Annotated in this window: 21 protein-coding genes; 7 read left to right on the forward strand and 14 right to left on the reverse strand. The window is 73.5% G+C overall.

Annotation, left to right across the window (positions count from 1 at the left end; genetic code table 11):
* Positions 1 to 34 precede the first annotated feature (34 nt).
* The 9 genes from hprK to ACFO3Q_RS06535 all read right to left on the reverse strand — a co-directional run bounded on the left by hprK (position 35) and on the right by ACFO3Q_RS06535 (position 6647).
* Positions 35 to 985: an HPr(Ser) kinase/phosphatase gene (hprK, locus tag ACFO3Q_RS06495; RefSeq protein WP_377003831.1), complete on the reverse strand. Its 951-nt coding sequence runs from the start codon at positions 983 to 985 to the stop codon at positions 35 to 37.
* Positions 986 to 987: 2 nt separating this feature from the next.
* Positions 988 to 1446 (reverse strand): PTS sugar transporter subunit IIA, encoded by a 459-nt coding sequence (locus ACFO3Q_RS06500; RefSeq protein WP_377003832.1) that lies wholly within the window; start codon positions 1444 to 1446, stop codon positions 988 to 990.
* A 13-nt stretch (positions 1447 to 1459) separates the two neighbouring features.
* The gene (gene hpf / locus ACFO3Q_RS06505) at positions 1460 to 1786 is read right to left on the reverse strand and encodes a ribosome hibernation-promoting factor, HPF/YfiA family (RefSeq protein ID WP_377003833.1); all 327 of its coding nucleotides are present in this window, start codon (positions 1784 to 1786) and stop codon (positions 1460 to 1462) included.
* A gap of 62 nt (positions 1787 to 1848) precedes the next feature.
* Positions 1849 to 3270, reverse strand: a complete 1422-nt coding sequence (locus ACFO3Q_RS06510; RefSeq protein WP_377003955.1) for an RNA polymerase factor sigma-54 — start codon at positions 3268 to 3270, stop codon at positions 1849 to 1851.
* 55 nt (positions 3271 to 3325) lie between these two features.
* Positions 3326 to 4048: an LPS export ABC transporter ATP-binding protein gene (lptB, locus tag ACFO3Q_RS06515; RefSeq protein ID WP_377003834.1), complete on the reverse strand. Its 723-nt coding sequence runs from the start codon at positions 4046 to 4048 to the stop codon at positions 3326 to 3328.
* Positions 4048 to 4548, reverse strand: coding sequence for a lipopolysaccharide transport periplasmic protein LptA (lptA, locus tag ACFO3Q_RS06520; RefSeq protein ID WP_377003835.1), 501 nt, complete (start codon positions 4546 to 4548; stop codon positions 4048 to 4050). Before lptA ends, lptB begins: the two co-directional genes overlap by 1 nt.
* A complete protein-coding gene (lptC, locus tag ACFO3Q_RS06525; RefSeq protein WP_377003836.1) occupies positions 4529 to 5101 on the reverse strand; it encodes an LPS export ABC transporter periplasmic protein LptC in 573 nt (190 codons plus the stop codon). Before lptC ends, lptA begins: the two co-directional genes overlap by 20 nt.
* Positions 5098 to 5625: a KdsC family phosphatase gene (locus ACFO3Q_RS06530; protein ID WP_377003837.1), complete on the reverse strand. Its 528-nt coding sequence runs from the start codon at positions 5623 to 5625 to the stop codon at positions 5098 to 5100. Before ACFO3Q_RS06530 ends, lptC begins: the two co-directional genes overlap by 4 nt.
* Positions 5626 to 5630: 5 nt before the next feature.
* The gene (locus ACFO3Q_RS06535; protein WP_377003838.1) at positions 5631 to 6647 is read right to left on the reverse strand and encodes a KpsF/GutQ family sugar-phosphate isomerase; all 1017 of its coding nucleotides are present in this window, start codon (positions 6645 to 6647) and stop codon (positions 5631 to 5633) included.
* Positions 6648 to 6735: 88 nt separating this feature from the next.
* On the opposite strand from ACFO3Q_RS06535, the gene ACFO3Q_RS06540 reads away from it, so the two are divergent.
* Positions 6736 to 6975, forward strand: coding sequence for a BolA family protein (locus ACFO3Q_RS06540; protein ID WP_377003839.1), 240 nt, complete (start codon positions 6736 to 6738; stop codon positions 6973 to 6975).
* Positions 6976 to 7003: 28 nt separating this feature from the next.
* The gene (gene murA, locus ACFO3Q_RS06545) at positions 7004 to 8263 is read left to right on the forward strand and encodes a UDP-N-acetylglucosamine 1-carboxyvinyltransferase (RefSeq protein WP_377003840.1); all 1260 of its coding nucleotides are present in this window, start codon (positions 7004 to 7006) and stop codon (positions 8261 to 8263) included.
* A gap of 142 nt (positions 8264 to 8405) precedes the next feature.
* Here the strand turns inward: murA and ACFO3Q_RS06550 are convergent, their stop codons facing one another.
* From ACFO3Q_RS06550 to purM, 3 genes are read right to left on the reverse strand one after another with little or no spacing between them, the layout of a single operon-like run.
* Positions 8406 to 9113: a DUF3108 domain-containing protein gene (locus ACFO3Q_RS06550; RefSeq protein WP_377003841.1), complete on the reverse strand. Its 708-nt coding sequence runs from the start codon at positions 9111 to 9113 to the stop codon at positions 8406 to 8408.
* A 30-nt stretch (positions 9114 to 9143) separates the two neighbouring features.
* Positions 9144 to 9794 (reverse strand): phosphoribosylglycinamide formyltransferase, encoded by a 651-nt coding sequence (gene purN / locus ACFO3Q_RS06555; RefSeq protein ID WP_377003842.1) that lies wholly within the window; start codon positions 9792 to 9794, stop codon positions 9144 to 9146.
* Positions 9794 to 10867, reverse strand: coding sequence for a phosphoribosylformylglycinamidine cyclo-ligase (purM, locus tag ACFO3Q_RS06560; protein WP_377003956.1), 1074 nt, complete (start codon positions 10865 to 10867; stop codon positions 9794 to 9796). Before purM ends, purN begins: the two co-directional genes overlap by 1 nt.
* Before the next feature lie 99 nt (positions 10868 to 10966).
* Here purM and ACFO3Q_RS06565 point away from each other — a divergent pair, with 99 nt between their 5' ends.
* The 4 genes from ACFO3Q_RS06565 to hda are packed head-to-tail and all read left to right on the forward strand — an operon-like array spanning position 10967 to position 14400.
* Entirely contained in the window at positions 10967 to 11995 is a 1029-nt protein-coding gene (locus tag ACFO3Q_RS06565; RefSeq protein WP_377003843.1) for a DUF2066 domain-containing protein, read from the forward strand.
* Positions 11992 to 12552, forward strand: a complete 561-nt coding sequence (locus ACFO3Q_RS06570) for a CDP-alcohol phosphatidyltransferase family protein (RefSeq protein ID WP_377003844.1) — start codon at positions 11992 to 11994, stop codon at positions 12550 to 12552. Before ACFO3Q_RS06565 ends, ACFO3Q_RS06570 begins: the two co-directional genes overlap by 4 nt.
* Before the next feature lie 22 nt (positions 12553 to 12574).
* Positions 12575 to 13711: an AI-2E family transporter gene (locus ACFO3Q_RS06575; RefSeq protein WP_377003845.1), complete on the forward strand. Its 1137-nt coding sequence runs from the start codon at positions 12575 to 12577 to the stop codon at positions 13709 to 13711.
* Positions 13708 to 14400, forward strand: coding sequence for a DnaA regulatory inactivator Hda (gene hda / locus ACFO3Q_RS06580; RefSeq protein ID WP_377003846.1), 693 nt, complete (start codon positions 13708 to 13710; stop codon positions 14398 to 14400). Before ACFO3Q_RS06575 ends, hda begins: the two co-directional genes overlap by 4 nt.
* Positions 14401 to 14509: 109 nt before the next feature.
* Here the strand turns inward: hda and murU are convergent, their stop codons facing one another.
* Both murU and ACFO3Q_RS06590 read right to left on the reverse strand, forming a co-directional pair.
* Positions 14510 to 15217, reverse strand: coding sequence for an N-acetylmuramate alpha-1-phosphate uridylyltransferase MurU (gene murU / locus ACFO3Q_RS06585; protein ID WP_377003847.1), 708 nt, complete (start codon positions 15215 to 15217; stop codon positions 14510 to 14512).
* A complete protein-coding gene (locus ACFO3Q_RS06590; RefSeq protein WP_377003848.1) occupies positions 15214 to 16212 on the reverse strand; it encodes an aminoglycoside phosphotransferase family protein in 999 nt (332 codons plus the stop codon). Before ACFO3Q_RS06590 ends, murU begins: the two co-directional genes overlap by 4 nt.
* A gap of 96 nt (positions 16213 to 16308) precedes the next feature.
* On the opposite strand from ACFO3Q_RS06590, the gene ACFO3Q_RS06595 reads away from it, so the two are divergent.
* Entirely contained in the window at positions 16309 to 17733 is a 1425-nt protein-coding gene (locus tag ACFO3Q_RS06595; RefSeq protein ID WP_377003849.1) for a mannose-1-phosphate guanylyltransferase/mannose-6-phosphate isomerase, read from the forward strand.
* Positions 17734 to 17759: the final 26 nt, after the last annotated feature.

Genomic DNA, 17759 nt, shown 5'->3' on the forward strand with positions numbered 1-17759 from the left:
TGCGTCGCGTTCGGCTGCTGGGGCATGCCACGCCCTAGCTGCCGCTGCGTTGCAGAAAGTGGGTGTGGCGCGCCATGAAGGCCGCGGCCGGGTCGATGCCCTTGCTGCGCAGCAGGTGCACGCGCACGGCGGCCTCGGTCAGCACCGCGAGGTTGCGGCCGGCCATGACCGGCAGGGTGATGCGGGGCACGTCGAGGTCGAGGACGTGGCGGCTGCTGCTGTCGCCGGTGAGGCGCTCGATGCCGTCGGTCGACACGTCGATCGGCTTGCCCAGGTGCACGATGAGGCGCAGGTACTTGTTCCGCTTCACCGCCGTGTCGCCGAACATCTCGCGGATGTTGAGCACGCCCAGGCCGCGGACCTCGAGCAGATCCTGCAGCAGGTCGGGGCAGGTGCCGTCGAGCACGTCCGGCGCGATCTGGGTGAACTCGGGCGCGTCGTCCGCCACCAGGCGGTGACCGCGGGTGATCAGTTCCAGCGCCAGCTCGCTCTTGCCGGAGCCGGAGTCGCCGGTGATCAGCACGCCGATGGAGTAGATCTCCATGAACACCCCGTGCAGCGTGATCCGGGGCGCCAGCGTGCGGGCCAGGTGGTACTGGATGTGGTTGAACAGCTCGTGCCCGCGCCGCGGCGACAGCCACAGCGGCGTGTCCGACTCCTCCGCAGCGATCTGCAGGTCGCTGGGGCAGGCCTGGTTCTTGCTGATGACGATCGCGAGCGGGCGGAACTGGATGATCTTCTCGATCGTCTCCCAGCGCTGGCGCGAGTCCAGGGAGTCCAGCCAGGTGAGCTCCTCGGTCCCGAGGATCTGCACCTTGTTGGGGTAGATGACGTTGAGGTAGCCGGCCAGCGACGGCCGGCGCGAGACCGTCTCCGCGGCTTCGAGCACGCGCGTCTCGCCGCGCTGCCCGGCGCCCCACTTCAGCAGGAGGCGTTCGCGGAGCTGGTCGAAGAGCTCGAGGGCGGTGATGCGGGCGCCGGGCATGGTCAGCCGTGCGCCGCGGCGTCGCGGGTCCGGAGCAGGCGCAGGACCGCGGCGGTGTCCGGTGCGGCGCGCAGGGCCTCGCGCAGTGCCGGATCGCCGAGCCGCTCGCTCACCTCGGCCAGCAGTTGCAGGTGCTCGCTGCAGTGCTGCGGCATGCTGAGCGCCAGCAGCAGGTCCACCGGCGCCCCGTCGGGGGCGCCGAAGTCGATGGGCGTGGACAGGCGCAGGAAGGCGGCGCACACGCGGCCGCCGTCGTCCTCCAGCCGCGCATGCGGCACCGCGACACCGTGCCCCAGCGCGGTACTGCCGATGCGCTCCCGTGCCAGCAGGGCCTGCAGTACGCGGCCGCGGCGCTCCACGGCGGGTTCCAGCAGGGCGGCCAGCCGCACCAGGGCGGCGGACTTGTCGGGCGCGCTGGCGCAGTCGATGCGCGCGGCGCTCAGCAGTCGGGCAAGGGGCATGGTCGGAGCAGTGCTAGCCGAAGTCGGCGGAACGCGCGGCGGACTCGCCGCGATGGTGGTCGGTCAGCTTCTCCTTGTGCTTGAGCACCAGCCGGTCGAGCTTGTCGAGCAGGACGTCGATGGCCGCGTACATGTTCTCCTCGGTCGCGTCCGCATGCAGGGTCCGGCCCGCGGCCAGCAGGGTCGCCTCGGCCTTGTGCTCGACCTTCTCCACCGAGAGCACCACGCGCGCCTCGAGGTGGTGGTCGAAGTGGCGCGCCAGCTTGTCGAGCTTGGTCTCGACGTAGTCGCGCAGCGCCGGAGTGAGGTCGATCTGGTGGCCGGTGAGGTCGATCCGCATGGCTGTCCTCCTTACTCGCGTGGGGTTTCGTAGCGATACAGGCGCCGCGGTGACGCCGGCGCCTACTGCAGGCGCTGGCGTTCGCTGGACGCCGGGATGTTCAGCGCCTCCCGGTATTTTGCCACCGTACGCCGTGCCACCGGGATGCCGGCGCGCTTGAGCTCGTCGGCCATGCGCGCGTCCGAGAGCGGGCGGCGCGGGTTCTCGGCCTCGACCAGCTTGCGGATCATGGCCTGAATGGCCGTGCTCGACGCGGCGCCGCCGCTGTCGGTGGCGATGCCCGAGGCGAAGAAGTGCTTGAACTCGAAGGTGCCGCGCGGCGTCAGCAGGTATTTGCGCGTGGTGGCGCGCGAGACGGTGGACTCGTGCAGGCCGACCTCCTCCGCCACCTCGCGCAGGGTCAGCGGGCGCATCGCCTCGGGGCCATGATCGAGGAAGCCGGCCTGCTGGCGGACGATGCAGCGCGCGACCCGCAGCAGGGTGTCGGCGCGCGTCTCCAGGCTCTTGATGAGCCAGCGCGCCTCCTGGAGCTGGCCGCGCAGATAGCTGGCGTCCTCGCGCGCGGTCGTGGCGATGAGCCGCTCGTAGTGCCGGTTGATGCCCAGGCGCGGCTGCTGCCCCGAGGCGAGCGCGACGCGCCACACGCCGCCCTGGCGGTAGGCGACGCAGTCGGGGGCGACGTACTCCGGCGCCAGCGGGCTGACCTGCGCGCCGGGGCGTGGGTCGAGGCTGCGGACCAGGGCCACGGCGGTGGTCATCTCCCCGGCGGGCACGCCGAGGGTCGCGGCCAGCCGCTCGGCGCCGTGCCGCGCGAGCGCCTCCAGGTGGCCCTGCACGAGGGTCCGCGCCAGCGCCAGCCCCGGGGTGTCCGGCGCGAGCACGCCGAGCTGGATGCGCAGGCAGTCGGCGAGGTCGCGCGCGCCGACGCCGACGGGATCGAAGTGCTGCACGGTGCACAGCACGGCGCACATCTCCTCGGGGCTCGCGTCGATCTCCGGCAGCAGGCCGGCGCGGATCGCCTCGACCGGCTCGGCCAGGTAGCCGTCGTCGCCGATGGCCTCGATCAGCGCGGCGCCGATGACCCGGTCGCGCGGGGAGAGCGCGGAGAGGTGCAGCTGCCAGAGCAGATGGTCGTGCAGGCTGTCGGGCGCGACGCCGCCGCCGTCGAAGTCGTCCCCGTCCTCCCGCTGGCCGCGCGCCGGCTCGGTCGGCTCGCTCCATTCCGGTTCGTAGTCGAGCGGGGGCTCGGTCTCGGGCTCCGGCGCGGCGTCGGCCGGCTCGGCGGTGCGGACGTCGTCGGCGGCCGCGGGCGCGGGGTCGGGCTCGGCGTCCTCGGGCCGCTCGAGCATGGGATTGCTCTCCAGCGCGGCGTTGAGTTCGGCTTCCAGCTCCACGGCCGACAGCTGCAGGAGCCGGATGGCCTGCCGCAACTGGGGCGTCAGGGTCAGCTGCTGCCCGAGGCGGGTCTGGAGGCTCGCTTTCAGCACGATGCAAGGATAGCCGTTGCGGACGGCAAGGCCAGCACGGCGGGACGTGGCGCTACAGGCGGAAGCTCTCGCCGAGGTAGACGCGGCGCACGTCCTCGTTGGCGAGCACGGTCTCCGGCGTGCCCTGGGCGAGGACGCCGCCGCCGCTCAGGATGTAGGCGCGGTCGCAGATGCCGAGCGTCTCGCGGACGTTGTGGTCGGTGATGAGGACGCCGATCCCGCGCGCCTTGAGGTGGCGCACGATCCTCTGGATCTCGCCCACCGAGATGGGGTCGACGCCGGCGAAGGGCTCGTCCAGCAGCATCATGCGCGGGCGCGCGGCCAGGGCGCGGGCGATCTCGACGCGGCGCCGCTCGCCGCCCGAGAGGCTCGCGCCGAGCTGCTCGGCCACGTGCGAGACCTGCAGCTCCTCGAGCAGGGCGGACAGTTCGCGCTCGCGCGCCTCGCGGGAACCCAGGTCGCGGCGCAGCTCCAGCACCGCGCGCACGTTGTCGGCGACGGTCATGCGCCGGAACACCGACGGCTCCTGGGGCAGGTAGCCGAGGCCGCGCTGGGCGCGGGCATGCATCGGCAGCCCGGTGATGTCGTGGCCGTCGAGCACGATGGAGCCGGCGTCCGCCGCCACCAGCCCGACGATCATGTAGAAGCAGGTCGTCTTGCCGGCGCCGTTGGGGCCGAGCAGGCCCACCACCTCGCCGGCGTCCAGGGTCAGGCCGAACTCCTTGACGACCTCGCGCTGCTTGTAGCGCTTGCGCAGGCCCGTGGCGACCAGCATCAGTTGCCCTGCGCCGTGCGCGGCTGGATGACCATGCGCACGCGCTCGCCGGACTGGCCGGCGTTCACGCGCGAGGTGGCCATGTCGTAGAACACCCGCTCGCCGCGCAGGCTGCCGCGCGGCTGCTCGATCTCGACGCCGCCGGTGAACACGATCTGGTCGGTCGAGAGGTCGTAGTCGACCCGGCGCGCGCGCGCGTCCATCGGCTGGCCCTGGTCGTCCTCCTGGCGCATGCGCGCCGGGTTCCCGGTGAGCACCACGCGCACGATGTCGCCGTTGCGCATGGTCACCACCGCCTGGTCCGCGCGGATGTGCAGGGTGCCCTGGGTGGCGACCACGTTGCCGGAGAAGGTCGTCTGGCCGTCGTCGGTGAGGAAGCCGTCGGTGGTCTCTGCGTCCAGTTCCAGCGGCTGGTTGCGGTCCTCGGAGCGCGCCAGCGCGTCGGCGGCCGCGGCGGTCAGGAGCAGCGCGAGGCTCAGGCTAGCGAGGTGTCGGCACATAGCGGATACGGCTCCGGGAGTGGAGTTGCAGGTGGCGCGTGGCCAGGTCGACGGCCATGCCGTGGCCGGACATGGTAGAGCCGCGGTCGGTGACGGTCACCAGCGTGTCGCTGGTGGCGCGCTCCTCGCGCGGGAACACGGTCATCCGTTCGCTCTCGATGCGCATGCGGGCCTGGTCCTCGCGCGGCGCGCCGAGGATCTCGACCTCGCGGGTCAGGCGGACCTCGCCGCCGTCGGCGCTGATCCAGGCGTCCTCGGCACGGGCCTCCCACGCGCCGCCCTCGGCCTGCGGGAAGCTGAAGAATGGCTTGTCCAGCGTGAAGGTGCCGGTGTGGGGGTCGCGGTCGAGCTGCGGGCCGGTGACGGAGAACGACTCCTGCCCGGTCTCGTCCAGCGCGATCAGGGTGTAGTCGCCCAGGGTGTAGTCCGAGCGCATCGGCCCGATGAACTCCGGCGGCTGCGGCTGCGGCCGGAGCAGCCAGGCGAGGGTGCCGGTCGCCACCGCCAGCACGAACAGGACGAGGGTGGCGATGCGCCGGGCGGCCGGGCTCATCCCGCGCCGTCCCGGGCCGCGAGCAGCAGGTCGGCGATCTCGCGCGCGGCCCCGGCGCCGCCGCCCAGTCGCGTCACCAGGTGCGCTTCGGCGAGGACCTCCGGGTGCGCGTTCGCCGGCGCGACCGCCAGCCCGGCCACGCGCATGGCGGGCAGGTCGGCGAGGTCGTCGCCCATGAACAGCATCGCCGACGGCGGCACGCCCAGCTCCGCGCACAGCGCGTCCACCGCCGCGCGCTTGTCGCCGATGCCCTGGTGGACGTGCCCGATGCCGAGGTCGCGGGCGCGCGCGTCCACCGCGGCCACCCGGCGGGCGCTGCACAGCGCCACCTCGATGCCCGCGTTGCGCAGCGCCTTGAGGCCGTGGCCGTCGTGCACGTGGAACACCTTGAGTTCGCTGCCGTCGGGCGCGTAGTACAGCCGGCCGTCGGTCAGGGTCCCGTCGACGTCGAAGACCGCCACGCGGATGCCCGCGGCGCGGGCGCGCAGCGCGGGGTCCAGGTCGGAAAGGCCGAGCCGCCGCATCGGCGTCAGACCACGCGCGCGCGCAGCAGGTCGTGCACGTTGAGCGCGCCGACCACCTGCCGCGCCTCGTCCACCACCACCAGCGCGTTGATCTTGAACTCCTCCATCAGGCGGGCCGCCTCCACCGCCAGCCGCTCCGCGCCGATGGTGCGGGGCGAGCGCGTCATGACCTCGGCCACCGGCGTGGCGCGGAGGTCGACCTGGACGTCCTTGAGCAGGCGACGCAGGTCGCCGTCGGTGAAGATGCCGACCAGGCGGCGCTCCGCATCCACCACCGCGGTCATGCCCAGCCGGCCGCGGCTCATCTCGGCGATGACCTCGCCGAGCGTCGCGTCGGCGGGGACCCGCGGCACGGTGTCGCCGTCGTGCATGACGTCGGCGATGCGCAGCAGCAGCCGGCGGCCCAGCGCGCCGGCCGGATGCGAGCGCGCGAAGTCGTCCGCGGTGAAGCCGCGCGCCTCCAGCAGGGCGACCGCCAGCGCATCGCCCAGGACCAGGGCGGTGGTCGTGCTGGCGGTGGGCGCCAGGTTCAGCGGGCAGGCCTCCTCGGGCACGCTGGCGTCCAGGTGGACGTCGGCCAGCCGCGCGAGCGTCGACTGCGGCCGGCCGGTCATGGCGATCAGGGCGTTGCCCTGGCGCTTGATCAGCGGAATGACGGTGAGCAGCTCCTCGGTCTCGCCCGAGTTCGACAGCGCGAGCACCACGTCCTGCTCGGCGATCATGCCGAGGTCGCCGTGGCTCGCCTCGCCCGCGTGCACGAAGAACGCGGGCGTGCCCGTCGAGGCGAGGGTGGCGGCGATCTTCCGCGCGACGTGGCCGGACTTGCCCAGCCCCAGCAGCACGACCCGGCCGCGCGCGCCCAGCATCAGCCGGCAGGCGTCGCCGAAGCTGCCGTCGATGCGGGCGTCCAGCGCGTCCAGCGCGCGGGTCTCGATGGCGATGACGCGCCGTGCGCTGTCGATCAGTGCGTCGTCGGCGGGGGCGGTGGAGGGCGTGGGAGCGGCGGTTGCGAGGTCGGGCATTCCGGTGCCGGGGCGTAGGGATTAAGATGTCGGGCCGTGATTCTACCCGGCGCCTTCCCGCGCCGCGGCGCCCGAGACCCGCTCCCGCATGAACGCCGACACCATCCGCCAGATGATCGAAGCCGGCCTGCCCGGCGCCCGCGCGCAGGTCCAGGGCGAGGACGGCGTGCATTTCGAGGCGACCGTGGTCGCCGAGGCCTTCGCCGGCAAGCTCCCGCTGGCGCGTCATCGCATGGTCTACGCCACGCTCGGCGACCAGATGGGCACCGACATCCACGCGCTGGCGCTGAAGACGCTCACGCCCGAAGAAGCCGCGCGCGCCGGCTGACGCCGCCGGCGCGGACACAAGGACACCGATGGCCAAGATCCAGATCACCGGCGGCACGCCCCTCAGCGGGGACGTGCAGATCTCCGGTGCCAAGAACGCCGTGCTGCCGATCCTGGCCGCGACCCTGCTGGCCGACGGGCCGATGGAGATCGGCAACGTCCCGAACCTCTACGACGTCACCACGATGATGGAGCTGCTCGGCCGCATGGGCGTGCAGTTGACCGTCGGCGACCACCTGCGCATCACCGCCGACCCGCGCCGGGTCGACAGCCGCGTCGCACCCTACGACCTGGTCAAGACCATGCGCGCCTCCATCCTGGTGCTGGGGCCGCTGGTGGCGCGCTTCGGCGAGGCCGAGGTGTCGCTGCCCGGCGGCTGCGCGATCGGCACCCGTCCGGTGGACCAGCACATCCGCGGCCTGCAGGCGCTGGGCGCGGAGATCGCGGTCGAGGGCGGCTTCATCAAGGCGCGTGCGCGGCGCCTGCGCGGCACGCGCTTCGTGTTCGACCTGGTGACGGTCACCGGCACCGAGAACGTGATGATGGCGGCGGCCCTGGCCCAGGGCACCACCGTGCTCGAGAACTGTGCCATGGAGCCCGAGGTCGTCGACCTGGCCGACTGCCTCAACGCCATGGGCGCGAAGGTCGAGGGCGCCGGGACCAACCGCATCGTGATCGAGGGCGTCGAGCGCCTGGCCGGCGGCACCTACGACGTGCTGCCGGACCGCATCGAGACCGGCACCTTCCTGGTCGCCGGCGCCATGACCGGCGGCCGCGTGACCGCGCACCGGACCCGCGCCGACTCGCTCGACGCCGTGCTGGTCAAGCTCGAGGAGGCCGGCGCGCACATCTCCAGCGACGCGGACAGCATCACCGTGGACATGCAGGGACGCCGCCCGAAGGCGGTCAGCCTCACCACCGCGCCCTACCCGGCCTTCCCGACGGACATGCAGGCGCAGTTCATGGCGCTCAACACCGTCGCCGAGGGCGTCGGCGTGATCACCGAGACGGTGTTCGAGAACCGCTACATGCACGTGCACGAGCTGCAGCGGCTCGGCGCCGACATCCAGGTCGAGGGCAACACCGCCATCATCCGCGGCGTCGAGCGCATGAGCGGCGCCCCGCTGATGGCCACCGACCTCCGCGCATCCGCCTCCCTCGTGCTCGCCGGCCTCGTCGCCCAGGGCGACACCAGCGTCGACCGCGTCTACCACATCGACCGCGGCTACGAGAACATCGAGGAGAAGCTGGGGATGCTGGGGGCGCGGATCAGGCGGGTGGTGCGGTAAGGGGTAAAGCGGGAAGGGGGAAGTGGGAATCGGGACCTGCGGGTCTCGATGGGTGCCCGCCGCACGCGGCCCTCAGTCGAAGTGCCTGTTCCTCGGATCGTCCGGTCTTCGATTCCCGATTCCCGCTCCTGCTCAGCGACCGCTACCTCTCAACCCCCACCAGCCGCATCTCGATGGTCTCGCCGTCGCGCTCGCGCTGGACGCTGCGCACGGGGAGGTAGTCGCGGGCGGGGTCGAGCCAGATGGTGGTGCTGCGCCCGGCGCCCGGATCGCGGACGCGCTCGACGCGGGTCGCGTCGACGCTGCCGGCCGGGACCTCGACCCGCTCGCTGCCGGTGGCGCGGAAGCGCTGCGTCTCCACTTCGCGGCGGTCGGCCACCGGGTACTCGACCTCCTGGCGCCCGGCGGCGAGGTCGCGGGCGAGCGCCACCGGCACGATCTGGCGGTCGAGGACGCCCTGCGTGTAGGGCAGCACGTGCTCGTCGCGGCGGTCGCGGCTGACGATCCGGCCGGCGGCGGGATCGACCTCGAGGCTGCGCTCGCGGCTGTTGAAGGCCACCTTCTGCGTGTAGCGGTAGCCGGTGGTCTCGGGGCCGCGGCCGCTCCAGCGGAAGGTGGAGCGTTCGGTGATGTCGGCGCCGGCCACGGCGGCCAATCCCTGGGTACCGCGGGTGTGCGAGCTCAGTTCCCAGGTGTCGCTGCCGGTCTGGCGCAGGGTCACCTGGGCCTCGCCGAGCACGCTGCCGTTGCGCAGCACTTCGTAGCGCGCCTCGTAGGGCGCGGGGCCGCTGGCCTGGGCGGCGGCGGGGGCGAGGGCGGCGAGGCCGAGCAGCAGGGCGAGGCGGACCATGGCGGACTCCTGTGGAACCGGGGGCGTGCGTCAGTGCAGGCGATCGTCGTCGCCCAGGCGCAGCGGGCGCGTGAGGCGGGTGCCGTCCAGCGCCACCGCGTCGTCGAGCTGGCGCAGCCGGCCGTCGGCGATCAGCGCCACGCAGGCCGGCAGCAGGCGGTGCTCGCGGGCGAGCACGCGCGCGGCCAGGCGCTCCGCGTCGTCGTCCGCCCGTACCGCGACCTCGGCCTGCGCGATCACCGGGCCGCCGTCGAGCGCCGCGGTCACGTAGTGCACGCTCGCACCGTGCACCGGCACGCGGTCGTCGAGCGCGCGCTGGTGGGTGTGCAGCCCCCGATAGGCCGGGAGAAGCGAGGGATGGATGTTGATCATGCGGCCTGCGAAACGGGCGACGGCGGCGTCGCCGATGAGGCGCATGTATCCCGCACACACGATGAGATCGGGCTGAACATCGGCGACGGCGCTGAACAGCGCTTCATCGTGCGCGGCGCGATCCGCGTAGGCGCGGGGCGGCAGGGCGTGCGCCGGGATTCCCGCAGCGCGCGCGATCTCCAGCGCACCGGCGCCGGGGCGGTCGGAGAATGTCCCGACGAAGGCCGCGTCCAGCCGTCCCGCGGCGCGCGCGTCGAGCAGGGCCCGGAGGTTGCTGCCGCGGCCCGAGGCCAGTACCGCGATGCGCATCAGCCGATGCGGACGCGCGTCCCGCCCCCGGCGCGGCCGATCCGGCCGATCTCGAGCGCGTCGAGCCGGTGCTCCGCCAGTGCGGCGCGCACCGCGGCGACGGCCTCGGCCGGTACCACCAGCACGAAGCCGATGCCGCAGTTGAAGGTGCGCCACATCTCGGTCTGGGCGACGTTGCCCTCGCGCTGCAGCCAGTCGAACACGGCGGGACGCGGCAGGGCGGTCGCGTCGATCTCGACGCCGAGGTCCTCCGGCACCACGCGCACGATGTTCTCGGTGAGCCCGCCGCCGGTGATGTGCGCCATCGCGTGCAGCGCGGCGCCGTGGCTTTCCAGCAGGGCGAGGATGGGCCTGACGTAGATCGTGGTCGGCGCCATCAGCGCGTCGGCGAGACGCACGCCGTCGAGGTCGAGGTCGAGCGGATCGCCGGCGCGCTCGAGGATGCGCCGGATCAGGGAGTAGCCGTTGGAGTGGGGGCCGCTGGAGGGCAGGCCCAGCAGCAGGTCGCCCTCGCGCACCGCCGCGCCGTCCAGCAGGCGCTCGCGCTCCACCGCGCCGACGGTGAAGCCGGCGAGGTCGTACTCGCCCGGCGGGTACATGTCCGGCATCTCGGCGGTCTCGCCGCCGATCAGTGCGCAGCCGGCCAGCTCGCAGCCGCGCGCGATGCCGCCGACCACGGCGGCCGCGGTGTCCACGTCGAGCTTGCCGGTGGCGAAGTAGTCCAGGAAGAACAGCGGCTCGGCGCCCTGCACCAGGACGTCGTTGACGCACATGCCGACGAGGTCGATGCCGATGGTGTCGTGGCGGCCGAGGGTCTGTGCGAGCTTGAGCTTGGTGCCGACGCCGTCGGTGCCCGAGACCAGGACCGGGTCGCGGAAGCGGTCGCCCAGCGCGAACAGGCCGCCGAAGCCGCCCAGCCCGCCCAGCACCTCCGGGCGCAGGGTGCGCCTGACCATCGGCTTGATGCGTTCGACGAGGGCGTTGCCCGCGTCGATGTCGACGCCGGCATCGCGATAGCTCAACGAGGATGGGGTCTGGCTCACGCTGGGTACCGGCGGCGGGGAGCCGCCAATTCTAGCAGGCGCCCCGCCGGTCGCAGCGCCGACGTTGGACGGCCACGGGGCCCTGCGGCACCATGCGGCGCCTTCGCTCCATTCACCGAGACCCCGCCAATGACCCGCCCGATCCTCCGCGTCCTCCTGCTCATGGGCCTCTGCATCGGCCTGGCGCCGGCCGTGGCCCAGGATGCCGCCGCCGATCTGTACACGGGCGAGGTCCCGGTGACCGGGCGCGGCGACGGGGAGCGCGCGGCCGCCACCGCGCGCGCGCTCGCGCAGGTCGTGGTCAAGCTGACTGGCGATTCCGAGGCGCCCCGGCATCCGCTGGTCGCGCGCCAGTTGCGCTCGGCGCAGGCGCTGGAGCGTTCGCACAGCTACCGCCAGGACACCGACACCACGCCGGGCGGCGCGCCGTCCTACCGGCAGACCCTGGTGGTGCGCTTCGACCGCAGCGGCGTCGACGCGCTGGTCGGTGCCGCGGGACTGCCCACCTGGCCGGCCCCCCGGCCGCCGGTGACCCTGCTGCTGGCCATCGACGACGGCCGGGGCGCGCGCGTGGTCAATGCCCAGCAGGTCAACGTGGTGCGCCCGTTGAGCACGCGCGGCGCCGAGCGCGGCCTCGCCTTCCAGCTGCCGCGCGACGGGGCGGTGGACGTGGATCCGGTCTGGGAGCTCCAGCCGCGCGCCGCCGCCGGGCGGGAGCCGGCCCTGCTGGGCAAGCTCTACCGGGGCGCCGGCGGCTGGACCGCCCAGTGGGCGCTGGTGGTGGACGGCGAGGTGCTCGAACGCTGGACCAGCGAGGAGGCCGACGCGCGCCAGGCCATGGCGGCGGGCGCCGACGGCGCCGCGGACGCGATGGCGCGCCGCTTCGCGGTCGAGGCGGTCGCGGGCACGCCGGAGACGGTCGTGGTGACGGTCGAGGGCGTGCACGGCAGCGACGACTACCTGCGGCTCATGGGCTATCTGCAGAGCCTGGCGGTGGTGCGGTCGATCGTGCCGGAGGCCGAGGCCGGCGGCGGCCGCCTGCGGCTGACCCTCGACCTCGCCAGCGGTCTGGTGGGCTTCGAGAACCTCGTGGCCTCGGGCGACGTGCTGACGTCCATGCCGGGCGGCGCCGGGCCGGTGTTCCTGCTGCGGCCATGAACACGGCGACGGTGCCCGGCCGCTGGGTACCCAACGCCATCACCCTCGCGCGGATGGCGGCGACGCCGGCCATCGTGTGGCTGCTCGCCACGCAGGCGCACATGGCGGCGCTGTGGCTGACGCTGCTGGCAGCAGCCTCCGATGCGCTCGACGGCCTTCTGGCGCGCCGCTGCGGCTGGCGCACGCGGCTGGGGGCGCTGCTCGACCCGGCGGCCGACAAGCTGCTGGTCAACGCCCTGTTCGTCGGCCTGTGGCTGGGCGGGGTACTGCCCGGCTGGCTCGCGGCGCTCACCTTCCTGCGCGACCTGGTGCTGCTGGTCGGGGCGGTCGCCTGGCGGTTGCGGCGCGGGCCGCTGGAGATCGCGCCGAGCGCGCTGGGCAAGCTGGCGACCTTCGCGCAGCTGGCCCTGGTGCTGGGCGCCCTGGCCGGGCTCGCCCTGGACGTCGAGGTCGCCGCGCCGGTGGCCGCGGGCATCTGGGTGGTGGCGGCGCTGACCGTCGCGGCCGGGCTCGATTACGTCGTACGCTGGTCGCGCAGGGCGCGCACCGGTCCTTGAGATTCGTACGGATCCCACCCCCATGACTCCTTCCGACACCCGTCGCTGGCAGATGCTGGCGCTTGCCGCGGCCCTCGGCTTCCTGATCTGGTTGCTCGGGCCCGTGCTCACGCCCTTCATCGTGGCGGCGCTGCTGGCCTGGCTGGGCGATCCGTTCGTCGACCGCATCGAGGCCCGCGGGCGCTCGCGCACGACCGGCGTGGTGCTGGTCTACGCGCTGATGCTGCTCGTCCTGGCGCTGATCCTGCTGCTCGTGCTGCCACTGCTGGAGCGCGAGGTGATGCGCATGATCGAGGCCTTCCCGCGCTACCGCGACTGGTTCATGGGCACGGCCGTGCCCTGGCTGGAGGCGCGGCTCAACATCGAGTTCGGCCAGTACGTCGACGCCTCGCACGCGGTGGAGATGCTGCAGGAACACTGGCGGCAGGCGGGCGGCGTGGCCGCGACCATCCTCGGCACCGTGTCGCGCTCGGGCATGACGGTGGTGCTGTGGACGGTCAACCTGGTGCTGATCCCGGTGGTGACGTTCTACTTCCTGCGGGACTGGGACGTCATGATGACCAAGCTGCGCGAGATGCTGCCGCGCTCGATCGAGGGCACGGTGGTGCGCCTGGCGCGCGAGTCCGACACCGTGCTGGGCGGCTTCATCCGCGGCCAGCTCGCGGTGATGTTCGCGCTGGGCGCGCTCTATGCCCTGGGCCTGTGGCTGATCGGCATCGACATGGCGCTGATCATCGGCCTCATCACCGGGCTCACCAGTTTCGTGCCCTACCTGGGCGCGATCCTCGGCTTCGTGCTCGGCGCGGTGGCGGCGCTGGTGCAGTACGGCGACTGGCAGCACCTGCTGCTGGTGGCGCTGGTCTACACCGTCGTCCAGCTCGCGGAGAGCTACGTGCTGACCCCGCGCCTGGTCGGCGACCGCATCGGGCTGCATCCGGTCGCGGTCATCTTCGCGGTCATGGCCTTCGGCCAGCTCTTCGGCTTCATCGGCGTGCTGGTCGCGCTGCCGGTGACCGCGGTGACCATGGTCGTGCTCCGCCACTTCTACCAGCGCTACACCGAGAGCGAACTCTACGGCGGCGGCATGCTGGTCCGGAGGCCCGACGAGGGCCCGGGCCGCATCGTCCTCCCCGACGAGGGCAGGACCCCCCACGATTGAACACGCCACAGCTTCCCCTCTCGCTGCGCTTCCCGCCGGACCAGCGCTTCGAGGGCTTCCACGATCCCGCCGGCGTCGCGCTGCCCCTGGTGCGGGCGGTCGCCGCCGGCGCCGCCGCGGACTGGCTCTATCTCGAGGGCGCACCCGGCAGCGGCAAGACCCATCTGCTGCTGGCGGCCTGCGCGGCCGCCGACGGCGCGGGACGGCAGGCGGTCTATCTGCCGCTGGCCGCGCTCGGTCCGCACGTCGCCGAGGCCCTGGCCGCCCAGGAGGCGGCCGACCTCGTCGCCCTGGACGACCTGGACGCGGTCGCCGGGCGGCGCGCGGCGGAGGTCGCCCTGTTCGACTTCCACAACCGTGCCCGTGCCGCGGGCGCCACGCTGCTCTACGGGGCGCGGGGCGCGCCGAACGCGCTGGCGCTCGAGCTGCCCGACCTGCGCTCGCGCCTGGGCCAGTGCACCCGGGTGCCCCTGCAGCCGCTGGACGACGGCGGCCGGCGCGCGGTGCTGCGTCGGCGCGCGGACGCGCGCGGCCTGCAGCTCGACGATGCGGTCATCGACTGGCTGCTGACCCACGTCGGCCGCGACCTGGCCTCGCTCGGCGCCTTGCTCGACCGGCTCGACCGCGAGTCGCTGGCGGCGCGCCGGCGGCCGACGGTGGCCTTCCTGCGCGGCCTGCTGAAGGACTGACGGCTGGGGCGGCCTCGCCCGTCGGGAGGGGCGTGAAGGCGGCGCCCGCGAGAACGGCTCCGTGCCGCCGACGGTCCGCGCACCGCGTCCCGAAGGACGCGGCGCGGGCTCACCCGCTGCCGCCCAGCGCCGCGTCCAGCGCCGCGAGGCGCTCCGGGGTGCCGACGTCGGTCCATCGGCCGCGATGGTGCGTACCGGCGATCCGGCCGTCGGCCATGTGCGCGCGCAGGAGCGGCGCGAGCGGGAAGCGCGGCGGCGTCCTGCGCGTCCCCGGGTCGGCCGGCACGTGCCTCCGCCAGTCCTGCAGGATCTCCGGCCGGTACACGCCCAGCCCGGCATAGGTCAGCGGCGGCGTGGCGGCCTCGCGCACGCGGCCGTCCCGATCCAGGGCGAAGTCCCCGCGCGCGGCATAGGCCGGGCGGTCCACCAGCACCAGGTGCGCGAGTCCGTCCGGCTCGCGCGGGAGGGTGCCGAAGTCGAAGTCGGTCCAGACGTCGCCGTTGACGAGCAGGAAGGGTGACTCGCCGAGCAGCGGGAGGGCGTTGAGCAGGGCGCCGCCGGTCTCCAGCGGCTCCTCGCCTTCGTCGGCCCAGGCGATGCGCAGCCCCCACGCGCTGCCGTCGCCCAGCGCCCCGCGCAGGCGCGGCGCCAGCCAGGCGGTGTTGATCGCGACCTCCACGATGCCGAGCCGCGCCAGCTTCTCCAGGTGCCAGACGATCAGCGGCCTGCCGCCCACGGGGAGCAGCGGCTTCGGCGTGTGCAGGGTGAGGGGGCGCATGCGCTCGCCCTTGCCCGCGGCGAGGACCAGCGCCTTCATGCCGCCGGTGCGGGCGCCAGGCGCGGCAGCACCAGTTCGTCGAGCAGCGGGGCGAGCGGCGCCAGCGCAGGCCGGCGCGCCGCCGCCTCGAGCAGGTAGCGCAGGAAGCGCGGCGCGTCGGCGAGGTACTTCGGCTTGCCGTCGCGATGGTGCAGGCGCGCGAAGATGCCCAGCACCTTGAGGTGGCGCTGCGCGCCGGTCAGGTCGGCGTCCTCGCGGAAGCGTTCCAGCGACGGCACCGGCAACCCGGCGGCGTGCGCCAGCCCGTGGTAGCGCGCGAGCCAGGCGTCCACGCGCGCGACCGGCCAGCTCAGGAAGGCGTCGCGGAACAGGCACACCGGGTCGTAGGCGATCGGGCCGACCACGGCGTCCTGGAAGTCGAGGACGCCCGGGTTGGGCTCGCAGTGCATCAGGTTGCGCGGCATGTAGTCGCGGTGCACCAGGACCTGCGGCTGGGCGAGCGCTGCGTCGACCAGGACGGCGCGGAGCGCATCCCAGGCGTCGCGCTGCGCCGCCGTCATCGACACCCCGAGGTGGCGTGCGAGGAACCAGTCGGGGAACAGCGCGAGCTCGCGTTCGAGCAGGGCGCGGTCGTAGCGCGGCAGCGTGGCCGGCGGTGCGATCGACTGCAGCGCGATCAGTGCGGCGATGGCGTCGTCGAACAGGACGTCGGCGTTGTCGGCGTCGAGCACGTCCAGGTAGGTCCGGCGGCCCATGTCGCCCAGCAGCAGGAAGCCCTGTCCGGTGTCGCGCGCGTGGACCTGCGGCACGTGCACGCCGCCGTCGCGCAGCAGCTGCGCGACGGCGAGCCATGGCGCCACGTCCTCCAGCGCGGGCGGAGCGTCCATCACGATCCAGCTCGTGCCGCCGCTGTGGACCCGCCAGTAGCTGCGGAAACCGGCATCGGTGGATGCGCGTTCCAGGATGGCCGACGGGTCCGCGAGCACGCCCCGGGTCCAGGCGAGGCGTGCATCGGCGCGGGCGGTTTGGGGCATGGAGGGCGGCCTGCGGCAGGGTGGGGGCGACAGGGTAAACTCGCGCCGCGTGCGCGGCGAGCGCGTGTGCGACCGTCCACCGCCAGAGCGTTGCGTATGTCTTCAGCCTCGTCCCATCCCCTGCGTCCGGTCCTGCTTTCCGGGGGCGCCGGCACCCGCCTGTGGCCGCTGTCGCGCGAGGCCTATCCCAAGCAGTTCCTGCCGCTGGTGGGCGAGCGTTCGATGCTGCAGGACACCTGGCTGCGGGTCGCGCCCCTGGCCGAGGCGCCGCCGCTGGTGGTGGCGAACGAGGCGCACCGCTTCCTCGCCGCCGAGCAGCTGCGCCAGGTCGATGCCGGCGCCGAGGCCATCCTGCTGGAGCCGGTCGGGCGCAACACCGCTCCGGCCATCGCGCTCGCCGCCCTCCAGGCCAGCGCCGACGGCGGCGACCCGTTGCTGCTGGTGCTGCCGTCGGACCACGTCGTCCACGACGCCGGGGCCTTCCGCCGCGCGGTCGCGGAGGCGCGGCCCGCCGCCGAGGCGGGCGCGCTGCTGACCTTCGGCGTCGTGCCCACCGCGCCGGAGACCGGCTACGGCTACATCCGTGCCGGCGCGCCGCGCGCAGGCGCGGTGCGCACGGTCGAGCGCTTCGTCGAGAAGCCGGACGCAGCCACCGCCCAGGCCTGGCTGGACGAGGGCGGCTACTACTGGAACAGCGGCATGTTCCTGTTCCGTGCGCAGCGTTATCTCGACGCGCTTGCGCAGCATCGGCCGGACATCCTCGCCGCCTGTCGCGAGGCGATGGCGCGCGCGGCGCGCGACATCGATTTCGTGCGCGTGGACGCCGAGGCCTTCGCGGCCTGTCCGGCGGACTCCATCGACTACGCGGTCATGGAGAAGACCCGCGACGCCGCCGTGCTGCCGCTGGACGCCGGCTGGAGCGACGTGGGCTCGTGGTCGGCGCTGTGGGCGGCCAGCCCGCGCGACGCGGACGGCAACGCCCACCATGGCGACGTGGTCAGCATCGACTGCCGCGACACCCTGGTGCACGCGGAGAAGCTGGTGGCGACCATCGGCCTGGAGGGCGTGGTGGTGGTCGACACCCCCGACGCGGTGCTGGTGGCGCACCGCGACCACGTGCAGCGGGTCAAGGACGTGGTCGCGCGGCTCAAGGACGCCGGCCGCGCGCACGCGACCTGGCACCGCAAGGTCTACCGGCCCTGGGGCGCCTACGATTCCATCGACGCCGGCGAGCGCTTCCAGGTCAAGCGCATCACGGTGAAGCCGGGCGGCACCCTCAGCCTGCAGATGCACCACCATCGCGCCGAGCATTGGATCGTCGTCAGCGGCACCGCCCGCGTGACCCGCGGCGACGAGGTGCTGCTGCTCTCCGAGAACCAGAGCACCTACATCCCCCTCGGCGTCACCCACCGGCTCGAGAACCCCGGCAAGCTGCCGCTCGAACTGATCGAGGTGCAGTCCGGCAGCTACCTCGGCGAGGACGACATCGTCCGGTTCGAGGATGTGTATGGGCGGGGGTGAGGCGGGAAGGATGAAGCGGGAATCGG

Origin of the sequence: Coralloluteibacterium thermophilum, from assembly GCF_042654365.1 — a bacterium.
In the GTDB taxonomy this organism is placed as follows: domain Bacteria; phylum Pseudomonadota; class Gammaproteobacteria; order Xanthomonadales; family Xanthomonadaceae; genus Coralloluteibacterium; species Coralloluteibacterium thermophilum.